Here is a 13,748-nt window from a genome sequence, read left to right as displayed (position 1 = left end):
CCTTCCCAGTCACCATAAGTCCTCTGCTTCTCCACGCCGCGCAGCTTCCAGTCTGCGGCGTACGGCCGCCTTAAGCGGGTCCTCGGGAATGTGCACGCTCACATCATCCCAGACAGCGGCCTGACAGGCCAGACGGACGCCTTGATCCAGCAGGCTGCCCAGCTTGCGGCGCTCCGCCTCTGAAGGAGGTCTCAGCGCTGCTGACTCCCCGGGATCTATTGACACTTTGCACATCAGGCATCCGGCTTTACCGCCGCAGCGGGTGGGCAGAACGATTCCGGCTCTGTGTACAGCCTCAAGCAGCGATACTCCATGTGTTACGGAGACACGCCGGGTGTCGGGCAGGAAAGTGACATTTATTTTTTTATGAGGTGCCATGTTGTTATTTCCTTCCTTGGTTCATCTTAAATCTGTATGGATGTGGATATCTCCAGCAATTCCTCCAGCTTCGCCTGCAGGTGATCTTCCAGATGGTTCTCTTGAATAAGCTGATACAGCAGCGGCAGATGGGTGGCCAAATCCTGTTTGATCAGCCTTGCGATTGCCTGGCAGCGCCCGTCCCTGCCCCGCAGCAGATTAAATATCAGCTCATGAGCAACCGGCATCAGTCGCACAAGGCCAACCCCTTCGTAATTGCGTACCGGGGCATACTGCTGCATCATGCCGACATCCACTGAATATTGCCATTCGCCGCTGCCCATTCTGAACCCGCCCACCAGTTCAACCTTGGCCTCTCCCATGAAATAGAGAGCACGCAGTGAATAACAGCTTCCGCTGAAATCCTCTTCCGGCGGACTGACTGCATACCGGAGCAGTAATTGATGAAGCTGCCAGGTATCCTTCAGGTCGCAATAGATATCAATATCATGCGGCGGGGCAGCCAGTTGGGCCCCGTGCAGCAGCAGCCCGCAGCTCCCTCCCAGAAGCCATTCAGGGGGCTTGCCCAGCCCGTAGAATTCTAATTCTTCTACTATGCTGCCCAGTGCTGTCTCAAGTGCATAGGGGATTCCTGAACCGGTCATAGATCAACACACGCTCCATTCCTGTAAAATCATCAATTGATTCTGTCAGAAATACGTCTGCCTGAGCGAATTGTAAATGCTTACATAATTGAAGCGGCTCCGCCTAATATCCCAATCAGCATAATCACAAATGCAAGTACGGATAGTACGCCTCTAAGCCAGCCTTTGGTCCTGCTGCGTGCAAATGTAATCAAAAAAACGGATAAACCCATAATCAGTACCGCAATCAGAGACAGCCACATTTTCGTCATCGGATCCATGGTCCATGCCCCTCCATTTCACTATACCCGGATTGCGACTATTATAGCGTGAAACCTTAGATTTTATAAGTCTTTATACTAAAAAAAGAGCAAAAACCTCAGAATCTGGCTAGATTCCCGGGTTTTTGCCCAACACAAGCAGACAAGCAATTTACCAGCCCTGAGGGTTGGCTCCTTTATGCATGATATGCTATTTTTTCAGCAGCATTTTCATTAAAGACTCCATCGAACCGGAACCCGCGCCGCCTTTTTTAACGGCATTGATGATTTCCTGCACGGTAGCTTCACTGACTGGCACTTTGGCCATTGCTGACACCTGCTTAATTAACTGGCGGAGCTGGGCTTCATTCTGCGTGGTGCCCGGCTTGACCGTTCCGGCCAGCTTCTTGATGGCACCTTCCGTAATGTTCTTGCCCGCCTTCTTGTTAATGGCGTTCAAAGCATCCTTGGAAAAATCTCTGCTCACTATTCATCCCTCCTCCGTCAATCCCCAATACAACATATGAGGCTCTCCGGCAAAAGGTGAACGCGATCAGGAATGCCATTGCTCCCAGGTTTCCTGTGAAATGGCTTCCATCTCTGTCTTGCGGTCACGGCCCATCAAGGCTTCCACCGCATTACGCGGTGTTCTTCCCTTAAACAGCACATGATAAATCTGGTCCGTAATCGGCATCTGCACACCTAATTTAAGCGATATCGCATAAGCAGCTTCCGTTGTCCGGATACCTTCCACTACCATCCCCATGGAGTCCAGCACCTCTGCCAGCGGCTTGCCCTGGCCCAGCATGGAACCGGCACGCCAGTTGCGGCTGTGCTTGCTGGTCGCCGTCACGACAAGGTCACCGAGTCCGGCAAGGCCGGAGAAGGTCAGCGGATTCGCCCCAAGCTCTACACCGACGCGGGAAATCTCGGCCAAGCCGCGGGTAAGAAGCGCTGCTTTGGCATTGTCCCCGAAGCCCAGCCCGTCGGATAGCCCTGCACCCAGCGCGATAATATTCTTAAGTGCGCCAGCCAGCTCTACGCCGACCTGATCGCGGTTGGTATATACCCGGAAGTCATTGTTAATGAACAGCCCTTGCGCTGCAGCGGCACGGCTGTCGTCTGGTGAAGCCACCACAACAGTAGTCGGACAGAGCCGGACTACTTCCTCCGCGTGACTCGGGCCGGATAGGACAACGACCTGACTTTCATTGCAGCCGAGCTCTTCTGAAATTACTGTCGACATACGCTTCATGCTCTCCGTCTCAAAGCCCTTCGTAGCATGAATACAGAGCATATCTTCCTTCCAGAAGGGCTTCAGGCTGTGCGCAACCTGGCGCATTCCGGAAGAAGGCGCAACAATAACGACCGCCTTCGAACCGGAAACAGCCGTCTCCATGTCCGTAGTGGCAATAATGTTCGCAGGAAGAGTGACCCCCGGCAGAAAATGATGATTCGTATGGGCTTCATTAATCTCGGCAGCTTGTTCCGGCTTTCGCGTCCACAGATAAACCTCCGAGTGGTTAGCCGCCAGCACAGAGGCCAGCGCAGTTCCCCAACTGCCCGCGACCAGCACGGTTACTTTATCAGACAACGCGATTCGCCTCCTTAACTTTGGAGCCGATTTTGTTCTCCCGGCCCTGTGAAATCTTGAGTATATTGCTGCGGTGACGCCAGAACGCAAACAGTGCGATAATCAGGCTGCCCCACAGCTCAGGCGTTGTGAACCCGGTAAACAACAGGAATACCGGTGTCAATGCCACGAAGATCAGAGAACCCAGCGACACATACCGGGTCAGAACGATTGCCAGAATAGCAATCAAGCCCGCAATCAGTGCAGGCCAAAATACAAGCGTAGCCATTACGCCAATTGTCGTTGCAATGCCTTTCCCTCCGCGAAAGTGAAAATAGAGCGGCCAATTATGCCCGATGATAGCAGCGATCCCACAGCCCACTGCAATCCAGGTTCCCCAGCCGCCGGCCCATGTTCCAAGCCAGACTGCGGCAATTCCCTTCAGTACGTCCAGAAACAGCACCAGTATGGCCGGTCCCTTCCCCATCACACGCAGTGTATTGGTTGCTCCCGCATTGCCGCTTCCATATTGGCGGATATCAATGCCTTTAAGCAGCCGGGCGAGCAATACACTGAAGCTGATAGAGCCAAGCAAATAGCTTACAACGATAACCAGAAGTTCAAACGCCACTACTCTTCTCCCCTAACCTTCGTTTTCGGATTTGCGCCGTGTAAATAGACGGATCGGTGTGCCTTCGAAGTTGAATGCCGCGCGCAGCTTGTTCTCCAGATAACGCTCATAGGAGAAGTGCATCAGCGAAGGATCATTCACGAATACCACAATTGTCGGCGGCTTCGTAGCAACCTGGGTTACATAGTTGATGCGCAGACGGCGTCCTTTGTCTGTCGGCGGAGGATTGATCGCGACTGCATCGGATACCACATCGTTCACCAGATGCGTGGTAATCCGGAGTGCATGCTGCTGTGCGACATGCTGAACGACTGGCAGCAGCTTCTGCAGGCGCTGTTTGGTAAGCGCAGACAGGAACACCACTGGCGCATAGCTCATGAACAGGAAGTGATCACGGATATTGCGTTCGAAATTCTGCATCGTCTTATCGTCTTTCTCGATGGCATCCCATTTGTTGACGACAAAAATAGAGGCTTTGCCCGCATCATGGGCGTAACCGGCAATATGCTTGTCCTGATCGATAATGCCTTCTTCACCGTTGATTACGACCAGTACAACATCAGCACGCTCAATAGCCTTCATAGCTCTCATAACGCTGTATTTTTCCGTGTTTTCATAGACCTTGCCGCGTTTACGCATACCCGCAGTATCAATGAGCACATAACGTTGGCCATCCCGTTCAAACGGTGTATCGATCGCATCGCGTGTAGTACCCGCAACATCGCTGACAATTACGCGTTCTTCGCCCAGAATAGCATTCACCAGTGAGGATTTACCTACATTCGGACGGCCGATCAGCGCTACTCGAATGACATCATCCTCATATTCCTCATCGGTTTTATCTGGCAGACGTTCAACAACCGCATCCAGTAAATCTCCGATTCCGGTTCCGTGGCTTCCTGAAATTCCAATCGGGTCGCCAATTCCAAGGCTGTAGAATTCATAAATATCTTCGGTACGCTTCATGTTATCCACTTTATTAATAGCCAGAACGATCGGCTTGCCGGAACGGAAAAGAATCTGTGCAACTTCTTCATCCGAACTCGTAAGTCCGCTCTTCGCCTCGCACATAAAGACGATGACATCCGCTTCTTCAATTGCCAGCTCCGCCTGAACGCGGATCGACTTCAGAATGGCGTCTTCACCGTCAATTTCAATCCCCCCGGTATCAATCACACTGAAGGATTTGCCGTTCCAATCTGAAACTCCGTATATCCGGTCACGTGTAATCCCCGGTTTATCTTCAACAATGGCCAGTCTATCGCCAATAAGCCTGTTAAAAATCGTCGATTTACCGACGTTAGGCCTGCCAACGATGGCCACAACGGGTCTTGCCATATTCATTCCTCCTGTCTTCCTTACGTTACTCATCATAGCAAAAAACAATGCAATTGGCTAACAGTCTTACAACTGTTCTGCCGCTCCGCATTCACCTGTAAAACACAATCGGCGAACCCTCTTATCGAGGGCTCGCCGATTACTTTACCCGTTATGATGAAATAACAAAGGGATTAGTTGTTACCCTTGAATTTGTCCAGCTTGTCGCCGAAACGTTCAGCCAGTGTGAAGCTGAGGCCTTCATTGCTGAGCGATACGTTAGGATTGTTCAGCACTTCTTTAGGCGCTCTGTCTCTGCTGTTGCTGCGTTCAGGTCTAGCCGTAGGAGCCGGAGCTTCTTCGGTTTCCTTGATGCTGAGGCTTACGCGCTTCTCCGATGGATTGAAGTCAAGCACTTTCACTTGTACTTCCTGTCCTTCTTTGAGCACTTCATGCGGTGTGCCAATGTGCTTGTGGGAGATCTGGGAAATGTGCACAAGGCCTTCAACGCCTGGAAGCAGTTCAACGAATGCTCCGAAGTTCACAAGGCGTTTAACTTCGCCTGTAACTACATCGCCAATGTTGATCTGGCCGGCTGCGGAATCCCAAGGACCTGGAGCAGCGGCTTTGATGCTGAGGCTGATTTTGCCTTTTTCAGGATCAACCTTAAGTACTTTTACGCGAACCTTATCACCTTCGGATACTACATCGGACGGCTTCTCCACGTGGTTCCAGGCGATCTCGGATACGTGAACCAGGCCGTCAACGCCGCCAACATCCACAAATGCGCCGAATTGGGTCAGACGTTGTACAGTACCTTCGATGATTTGTCCTTCAGACAGCTCGGACATGATCTTCTGCTTGTTAGCTTCGAATTCTTCTTCCAGAACTTCTTTGGCGGAAAGAATAACCTTGCTGTTCTCACGGTCTAGTTCTTTCACTTTCACACGCAATGTGCGGCCTTTGTAGTCGCTGAAATCTTCAACGAAGTGACGCTCAACCATGGAAGCCGGAATGAATCCACGCGCGCCAACATCAGCCACGAGGCCGCCTTTGACAACGTCAGCCACAGTAACTTCGAACGATTCCTGGGAAGCGAAGTATTTCTCAAGATCTTCCCATGATTTTTCGCTGTCAATTGCACGTTTGGAAAGAACCAGGCTTTCCTTGTTGTCGTTGATGCTGACAACCTTGCATTCCACTTCTTGTCCTACTTCTACCGCTGCTGCGGCATTGTCCAGTTGTACGGAAGACAATTCGCGAATAGGAATGACGCCGTCGTATTTATATCCAATGCTTACATAAGCTTGGTTATCTTCGATTTTGACGATCGTTCCTTTCACGGTATCGCCTTTTTTCAAAGAAATGATTTCCAGGCCTTCTTGGCTTGTCACTTCTTCTTCAGTACCAGTAACAGCTTCTGCGGATTCCACAGCTTCTGCCCCTTCCACGGTTTCGTTGTTCTCAACGTTATCCGCAGCTTCTTGATTTTTGATTTCTTCAGACATGTGATTACCCTCCTCGATTCAAAACCCCATTTATTTAAACCCGCGTATAGCAGAGTTCAAAACAATCATCAATTGCACTTTGTACGTTAGTATGTTCCAAAAAATAGCGGTTATGCTATTAATCATCTGCGTTTCGCAGATGCAGGGAGCCCGGGCTTAATGCGTACTGGGCTTGCCTGTTTGGATCATCTCGTGGATACGCCCCATAATAACATCGGTTACCGCTTCCAGAGATTCACTTCCTGCTCCTTCAAACGAACTGAGATCTATGGGAGCCCCGTAAACAACAGTCATCCGGCGAAAGGGCTTGTAAGATCCGATAATAGCTGCAGGTACAACGGCTGCGCCGCTGCGAAGGGCAAAACTTGCCGCGCCTTTCTTAGCTACACCGGAGTCAGAGTTGCGCGTGCCTTCCGGAAAGATGCCCATAACATTTCCGCTGCGAAGCGTATTAAGGGCCGTTTTTATGGATTCTTTGCTTACGCCGCCACGTTTGACAGGAAAAGCGCCCAGTTGCTTAATGAGCCAGCCTAATACAGGAACATTAAAGAGCTCCGCCTTGGCCATGTATTTCACCTGTCGTTTCAGCTTGATCCCAATCGTCATCGGATCGAGCAGGCTGATGTGATTTGCGCAGAGCAGTACTCCGCCCTCCTTTGGCACATTTTCCCTTCCCACAATCTTAAGCGGGAACAGTATGGCATAAATAAAGCGAAGCAATCCACAGCAAATTGCATAAATCATAGATGATTTCTCTCCCCGTCAACATAAGTTCTGCAGTGGGAGACGATGGCTTCCACGGCCTGACTGATATCCATATGGGTCGTATCCAGAAGAACAGCGTCTTCGGCACGGCGCAGCGGTGAAATCTCACGACCCTCGTCAAGACGGTCCCGTGCTGCAATATCATGTTCAAGCTGTTGGAGAGTCACTGTTTCCGTATCCTTCAGTTCCTTGTAACGACGGAGAGCACGCTCCTCCACACTTGCCGTCATGAAAATCTTCACTTCGGCATCCGGCAGTACGGTTGTCCCGATATCCCTGCCATCCATTACGACTCCCTTGCGGAGTGCCATCTGGCGCTGCAGCTGGCTGAGTCTGGATCTTACACCCTCGATCTTCGAATACTGCGACACTTGGCCGCTGACCTGAAGACTCCGGATATGCGGGGTCATGTCTTCCCCATTAATCAACACTTTCTGCACGTCTTTCTCCGGAAGAAGGTCAATATTCATGTCCTGGACCCTCTGATCCACCAGTTCATGCTCCTCCGCAGATATGCCTTCACGAATCATATACCAGGTGATTGCCCGGTACATTGCACCCGTGTCTACATAAATGTAAGACAGCTCCCGTGCTACCAATCGGGCTACAGTACTCTTGCCTGCCCCGGCAGGTCCGTCGATGGCGACGTTAATTCTGTCGTAAGTATGTGTCCCCTGCCTGTCCAACGGGGCATTCCTCCTCAAACACTCTTCCGCAGGAAATATGCCTATCGACATATCTCTCTAGGGACTTGCTCATATTATCAAGAAAAAAGCAGGCATTGCCTGCGACTTATAAAATTATACCACAGTTTAACCCTCAGTGCAAAATGACTCGGAGGTTTTTGAGGAGAAAAAAGCTTATATTGATGCCTTTTGGGGAATCTCCCGCACTGCACCGTCACCGGTTACGGAAATCAAATTGGCGTTCAAAACAGTAACGGATTATTTTTTGGCGTTCCGAATCAGAAATGGACGAAAATTTCAGCATGACCAGATTGCGTCCGGTTTCGAGCTTTTTGATCCGTACAATTTCACCTTCGAAATTAACATGCTCCGTGCTGCCGTTACGGTATGCTACCAGCAGCCAGCAGGCCAGCTTATCTCCAACTTTCAAAGTAATTTTGGCATCGCTTAAGAATGAGGTCCCTCCACCGCCGATATCCTCAGTCCGCACCAGAAAGCGGCTGCCCAAAGAATCTTTAACGGCGAGCTCCAGCTCGGCATTCACGCGGAAAAAGCTGCGGCGCTGGATCTTGAAGATGGATTCCACTGCCGGCTTGCGCAGCCGCACCATCCGGATGACCTCTTCCTTGAAGCCAATTACATGGGTGTTGAAATAATTTTTAATTCCGCCTTCTGTAAGAAAATAAACAGACAGCTCATCTCCGACAAACAATTTTTTCAGCCGCCCGTTACTCTCCTGCATGGGAATTTCTATCAGAAAAGTATCTTCCTCCATGTCAGCAATTCTTGCCCGGTATTCGACCTCTGACTCCGCTGCATCGCTGGAAGCAACCTGCAGGTATAAATATTCGTTGATTTTGGGATACAAACCTGTCACCGCCGCTTGAGTTAGTAATTAATGCTAACCCGATTATAGCATGGCCTTTCATGCCCGGTCAGAAATATTATTGGGCTAAGAGGTTAAATCCCGCTATACATCCAGCAAAAAAGGCGCTTTCCGGTTTTGGAAATGCGCCTTTCTTAAGATTAAGCTTACACTGCGGAATGTCCGGTTATTTGTCCTGTGCTCCGGAAGACGTACGGATCTGCTCTACCGCTTCCTCATTACCGTCAGCAGCATTGAGATAGATCCGGAACTGAGATCCGTTGATTTTGCCTCCGAATTCATAGGTCAGCAGTTCTTCAGCATCTTCATTCTCAATCCAGGCAAGCCTGTTATACAGCTCCTCGAACTCCGGGTTCAGCATCGCTCTGACTTCGGCCAGTGACAGCTTCGGCTTAGGAATTACGCGCTTCTCCTTATGCTCTTGCACATAATCGCTGGCCTGGAAACCCGTGGCTTCTCCCGTGTCCAGTCCGACCCGTACCGTCATCTTCTCTGGATAGATCAGGACACCATCCTGGCTGGTAACAAAGGTTAAATTGCCCAGATTATCATATCTGTCTGCACTGACTGCGGTCATGCCGGGATAACCCTTCTTCTCCAGAAACCTGCCTGCCTTCTCCACGGCCTGCTTCATGGACACCTTGGCCGGGCCTACCTCACGGTTGTCGTTGTAGGAGATCAACAGCCCGCCTTCTGCGGTGAAATCCATTGTGACCGGCTCTTTGTGTTCCTTAGATGTGATTGTAGCCGTATAGGATGCCCATTCGGTTCCTTTGCCATTCTCCTGCATCTTCACATTGGCATTCCCGCCCAAATCGGCGAATTTCAAAGCCTTGGCTTTGATCTGCTCTGCTGTGACGGGCTTACCGCCCAGCTTCTTGACTGAACGCTTATCATAGATGCTTGCTACCGATGGCCCATAGTCCAGCTCAGGATAGGCAGCAACCCGCTTATCAACAGTTTTGAACCCGTCGATGATCGTGTTGTCTTCCGCTTTCTCCTCTGTAGCAAGTGCCGTTTCGACGTCCATCCAGCGCAGCCTGTTGCTGATGACTTTGTTCTGGACATCCTGCAGATCCTTGGAGATCTCCGCCGAGTTCGCATAAAGTGTCTTCAAGTTAGCCATTTCACCTTCGGTCAGCGGCTTCTTGGTGAAATCACGTACCGCTGCCTTGTAAGAGAAATTAGAGATTTTCGAGAGGAACTCCTCCGTCTCACTGAACGGCAGCAGCGTAAGTGGCAGCTGATTGATCTCGTTCTGCGCCTCGCTCGTAATGCGCCATACATTCACAAGGCCCTTGCGGTGCATTCCGTTGGAGGTTGTGTTGACTGCCAGCGTGTTACCCAGCTCTCCATGAAGCTGCTCCACATGATAGGACAGATCATGGAACGCACGCTGATATTGGTTCTCCGCTTTGATCAGAATCGAATTCTTTTCCTGGTTCTCCTGATACCCCCAGACCAGTGCTCCAAGCAGCAAGAGTGCGGTCAGCGGGAACATTATAGCGCTTAATCTTTTGTACATAGGTGAGCCAAACTCCTTTCAGTAGCTTATTGCCGTTAGTTTGACAATAACTGAGAAGTCTTATGCACCCATGCGGAAACAGCAGCGCCTTCCTTTAAAGGAGGGGCGTTCTGGCGAGAAATAGAAGGATAAGTATCATGCGAAGCATATAAATTCTTCTATCTCTATTAACAGTTGTCAGGCGCGCTCTTCAATATCGAAACCGCTGACACTGCTGCATAAGCATTGCTTGAAGCCAGTTTGAATGACTCCTTGCTCCTTGTTACCTCTTAATATGTAGGTTTCGCCGCACTGTTTGCAGATAATCCGAACTTTTACACGCAAAAAAAGACACCCCTCTCCTCTCTGGAATTCCTAGCCTTACGGAACTGCCCTATAGGATTAAGTGTGTCCATCTCTATTATAGGTTAACCTCTTCCTCCCGCTTCAAAAAACGAAACGGGGAGCGGCTGTTGGCCCGCGCCACCTTGCCCATGCCTCCGTACCATAAAACAGCCATCAGGGGCACGATGAACCAGATCCAATAGTTAGCCGTAGTCGTCAGTATAAAATCATAAATCCCGTGCCAGAGCCATGGCAGCAGCAGGGAAATAAGCAGAATTCCTCTGGTCTTGACTCCGTTTGAAAACTTGGCCCTCCCCATATGGTATCCCATAATGACACCAAACATGGCATGGCCGGATACCGGGAGCAGCGCCCTCATGATCATTGAACCGATTGAAGCATGGCTGTACCAGGCATACATTACGTTCTCTATCGTTGCGAAGCCGAGCGAAATCGCTACGGCGTATAGTATTCCATCATAGGGCTCGTCAAATTCGGTATGATTGTAAATCATATGGTACAGCACAAACCACTTCAGACCTTCCTCCACGCCGGAGGAGATCAGAAACGAATCCACATAAGGGCCGCCGTCCAGACCGAGCACAAGACCCCTCTGGATGATCATAACCGGGAAAACAATAAGTAGGCCGAGCAGGAACACCTTCAGCACCATGTGGAGCGGCTCCTGATCATACTTATCTTTCAGATAGAAAAAAGTCAGCAGCGCAAGACCCGGTGCCACTGCTGACGAAATAACCGATAACAAAAGCACCGAATAGCCTCCCCCGCGCCTAAAAACTAGTATCCTTCTGAATTTCAATCCTGGGCTGAACTACTGCCCGTCCTTAAATACGATCGTCTTCCGTCAGCAAAACCTCAGGGAAGGGCAGTTAAGCCGATGCTTCCTTGCCCTTCTCCGTCTTTATTCCTGGCGTTTAAAATGAGTGCACAAGGTCTCGATTGCATTCTCCGCCATCACTGTCTTGCCGTATTCAGCCAGAACAGCCTGAGTAACCGGAGATGAATCTCCAAACTCCGCAAGCACGCCTACAAGACCCGATAATGCCGCTTCTTCAAATTCCTTCGGATCAAAGTAGAGATACCATTTATCATTATAAGAATACAGCTGTCCTTGAGAAGTAATATTGCCGATGAGCACATGGGCCGCTTCAACCAGAACCTCAAAATCGCGGAATGCATACACAATGGAGTCGCTTTGTTCAAGAGTAACTTCCATCTCGTAAATCTCTTCAGGCAATTCATCTTCCCCGGGACCACCGTACGAATGGTGATCATATTTCCCCCGGGTCACAATAACGACCATGCCTTGCGCGGGCAATGCGAACACTTCCACGGCAAGCGGACCGGTAGCGTCAAAACCAAGTTCACTATACGCCTGATCCATCATTTCCGTAAAGAGGTCGTGCACCTTGGGAACTTCCTGCCACATGTCTTCCTTCTGGATGCCCCGCTCGCTCAGGTCGTCAAAAGTGAGGAAAATCCGTATCTTATCTTGACTTAATCGCTCTATTCTCATGACAGGATCCTCCTTTTGCAAGCTCATTTAGTATTAATGTATGATGAGTCCCGAGTAATGAGCCAAAAATGGTTACTATGTATGTATGTTATCATTTTGACGCTACAAATGCACGTAAATAAATATAGAAAAGGCCCAATTTACTGCCCAATATCTGCAAAGACCGGCTTCACCGCCTTTTCATTGTATGCACATGCATGTATTCAAAACCTCTTCGCGGACAAAAAAAGAATCATTCTGGCGACTTTGGTGTCTCCAAAATGATTCTGCAGCGGCCAAATCCGGTTACAATCCCGGTATGGCTGTATGTGTATCCTTGAGAATCTGTTCTACTTCATGCTTCACGTCGGGATTGCTGCGGATGAAGTCTTTGAGCATATTCAAGTTGGATTCTTTGGACTTCACCGGTGAATCCTCTTTCTTGTGTTCACTGCTGCCGGATGCATGAGAGCCGTTATCATGACTGCTGCCCTCAGCGGTACTTCCAAAGCCGGTCATGGCCATTCCCATAATTTTGTCCTTGGCCTTCTCACCGGCACTTTCTGAAGAACCGCCCGTGTGAAGCAGTGAAGACATCATGGCGCTGCGTTTTTTGGACATAATCATACTAGCGGCCGCACCCATCAGCACTCCGCACAGAAATGACGAAGTATTCATATCTCTAACCTCCTTGTATGGTAAAATCATGCTTAGTGTTCGCGGAAAGATTCCGGCTCATACAGCCAAACAACAAGAAAGCGAGATGAAAAAAGTGGGTAAAGCAACAACACTGCTGCTCCTGGCTGCTTTTCTGCTGTCAGCTTGCAGCAACAACGTCGGGAATTCAGGCAACACCGCTGCGGGGAATGCGACCCAGACTCCGGCATCAGCTCAGCCTGCCTCTGCTCCGGCTCAGGCGGACCCTCCTGCCGGTGAATCCCCCGCTGCGCAGGCAACGCCTGCCACAACAGCGGAAGCGGCAGTTACGCCAACCGATCAGCCAACCGGGGCAGCAGCTTCAGAGGAAGTACCGCTGCTGTACCATATGAACAAAAACTACGACATCATCCCGAACGATGCCGCAACCAACAAAAAGATCGTCCTGCTGACCTTCGATGACGGGCCTAAGGATGCGGAATTAATCAATCCGCTGATGGATACACTGGACAAGCACAAGGCCAAAGCTATTTTCTTCGTCAACGGGTACCGGGTGAAGGAGCATCCTGAGCTGCTTGAGCTGATTCATAACCGCGGCGGCATTATCGGGAATCACAGCTGGGATCATATTGTGCTGAAGGATAAATCCGAGGCGGAAGTAAAGAAACAGATTGAAGATGTGCAGAATATTGTCAAAGAGGTCACTGGTGAGACCCCCGTGTTCTTCCGCCCGCCGCACGGTGCAGGCGGGGACGTCGGCAAAAAAATCGCCGCTGTCAACGGGCTGCTCTATATGACCTGGTCTGTCGGCTCGCTGGACTGGGAGATGAAGGAAAAGGACACGGATAAAACGGAAAAGCTGATTACGAATGTTACCAGCCAGCTGCATTCCGGCAGCAATATTCTGATGCACGAGCTTCCGTGGACTGTGGAAGCGCTGGATACACTGCTGACTACGCTTGAAGGCAAAGGCTACAGCTTTGTCGATCCGCGCAGCATTGAACTGAAAATGCGTTAGAATCCATACTGCTTTACAACAAAAATAATCGCTCAAGCCGAATGAAGGTATCCGCCATCCTTCCGGCTTGAGCGATTTTTT

At 50.2% G+C, this 13,748-nt stretch carries 16 protein-coding genes; 1 reads left to right on the top strand and 15 read right to left on the bottom strand.

Annotated elements, in window-relative coordinates; all coding sequences use genetic code 11:
- Positions 1-9: 9 nt before the first annotated feature.
- The 15 genes from MKZ24_RS16640 to MKZ24_RS16570 form a co-directional block, all read right to left on the bottom strand.
- Complete coding sequence (locus MKZ24_RS16640) at positions 10-378, bottom strand: 2Fe-2S iron-sulfur cluster-binding protein (protein WP_340784670.1); 369 nt, start codon at positions 376-378, stop codon at positions 10-12.
- A gap of 26 nt (positions 379-404) precedes the next feature.
- Entirely contained in the window at positions 405-1,022 is a 618-nt protein-coding gene (locus MKZ24_RS16635; RefSeq protein WP_340784667.1) for a hypothetical protein, read from the bottom strand.
- 80 nt (positions 1,023-1,102) lie between these two features.
- Positions 1,103-1,282 (bottom strand): DUF2768 family protein, encoded by a 180-nt coding sequence (locus tag MKZ24_RS16630; RefSeq protein ID WP_039301791.1) that lies wholly within the window; start codon positions 1,280-1,282, stop codon positions 1,103-1,105.
- Positions 1,283-1,472: 190 nt separating this feature from the next.
- Positions 1,473-1,748, bottom strand: coding sequence for a stage VI sporulation protein F (locus tag MKZ24_RS16625; protein ID WP_039301788.1), 276 nt, complete (start codon positions 1,746-1,748; stop codon positions 1,473-1,475).
- A gap of 66 nt (positions 1,749-1,814) precedes the next feature.
- Entirely contained in the window at positions 1,815-2,855 is a 1,041-nt protein-coding gene (locus MKZ24_RS16620; RefSeq protein ID WP_340784664.1) for an NAD(P)H-dependent glycerol-3-phosphate dehydrogenase, read from the bottom strand.
- Positions 2,848-3,465 carry a glycerol-3-phosphate 1-O-acyltransferase PlsY gene (gene plsY, locus MKZ24_RS16615; RefSeq protein WP_039301782.1) on the bottom strand — a complete coding sequence of 206 codons (618 nt, stop codon included), beginning with the start codon at positions 3,463-3,465 and terminating at the stop codon, positions 2,848-2,850. Before plsY ends, MKZ24_RS16620 begins: the two co-directional genes overlap by 8 nt.
- Positions 3,466-3,477: 12 nt before the next feature.
- Complete coding sequence (gene der / locus MKZ24_RS16610) at positions 3,478-4,803, bottom strand: ribosome biogenesis GTPase Der (RefSeq protein WP_042237654.1); 1,326 nt, start codon at positions 4,801-4,803, stop codon at positions 3,478-3,480.
- Between the two features lie 173 nt (positions 4,804-4,976).
- The gene (gene rpsA / locus MKZ24_RS16605) at positions 4,977-6,290 is read right to left on the bottom strand and encodes a 30S ribosomal protein S1 (protein ID WP_081956592.1); all 1,314 of its coding nucleotides are present in this window, start codon (positions 6,288-6,290) and stop codon (positions 4,977-4,979) included.
- 156 nt (positions 6,291-6,446) lie between these two features.
- Positions 6,447-7,034 (bottom strand): lysophospholipid acyltransferase family protein, encoded by a 588-nt coding sequence (locus MKZ24_RS16600; RefSeq protein WP_042237655.1) that lies wholly within the window; start codon positions 7,032-7,034, stop codon positions 6,447-6,449.
- Positions 7,031-7,741: a (d)CMP kinase gene (gene cmk, locus MKZ24_RS16595; RefSeq protein ID WP_039301774.1), complete on the bottom strand. Its 711-nt coding sequence runs from the start codon at positions 7,739-7,741 to the stop codon at positions 7,031-7,033. Before cmk ends, MKZ24_RS16600 begins: the two co-directional genes overlap by 4 nt.
- Before the next feature lie 214 nt (positions 7,742-7,955).
- Entirely contained in the window at positions 7,956-8,609 is a 654-nt protein-coding gene (locus tag MKZ24_RS16590; protein ID WP_197072949.1) for a flagellar brake protein, read from the bottom strand.
- A gap of 184 nt (positions 8,610-8,793) precedes the next feature.
- Entirely contained in the window at positions 8,794-10,152 is a 1,359-nt protein-coding gene (gene ypeB, locus MKZ24_RS16585) for a germination protein YpeB (RefSeq protein ID WP_042237658.1), read from the bottom strand.
- A gap of 400 nt (positions 10,153-10,552) precedes the next feature.
- Complete coding sequence (gene prsW, locus MKZ24_RS16580; protein ID WP_042237660.1) at positions 10,553-11,248, bottom strand: glutamic-type intramembrane protease PrsW; 696 nt, start codon at positions 11,246-11,248, stop codon at positions 10,553-10,555.
- A gap of 150 nt (positions 11,249-11,398) precedes the next feature.
- Complete coding sequence (locus MKZ24_RS16575; protein WP_039301763.1) at positions 11,399-12,013, bottom strand: genetic competence negative regulator; 615 nt, start codon at positions 12,011-12,013, stop codon at positions 11,399-11,401.
- Positions 12,014-12,298: 285 nt separating this feature from the next.
- Positions 12,299-12,670 carry a hypothetical protein gene (locus tag MKZ24_RS16570; protein WP_039301760.1) on the bottom strand — a complete coding sequence of 124 codons (372 nt, stop codon included), beginning with the start codon at positions 12,668-12,670 and terminating at the stop codon, positions 12,299-12,301.
- Positions 12,671-12,755: 85 nt separating this feature from the next.
- On the opposite strand from MKZ24_RS16570, the gene MKZ24_RS16565 reads away from it, so the two are divergent.
- Positions 12,756-13,667 (top strand): polysaccharide deacetylase family protein, encoded by a 912-nt coding sequence (locus MKZ24_RS16565; protein WP_340784649.1) that lies wholly within the window; start codon positions 12,756-12,758, stop codon positions 13,665-13,667.
- The last annotated feature ends 81 nt before the right edge of the window (positions 13,668-13,748 follow it).

This window comes from Paenibacillus sp. FSL R7-0297, from assembly GCF_038009025.1.
GTDB lineage: Bacteria > Bacillota > Bacilli > Paenibacillales > Paenibacillaceae > Paenibacillus_AQ.
The sequence above is the reverse complement of the archived record's forward strand: the minus strand, read 5'-3'. Positions and strand labels throughout refer to the sequence as shown.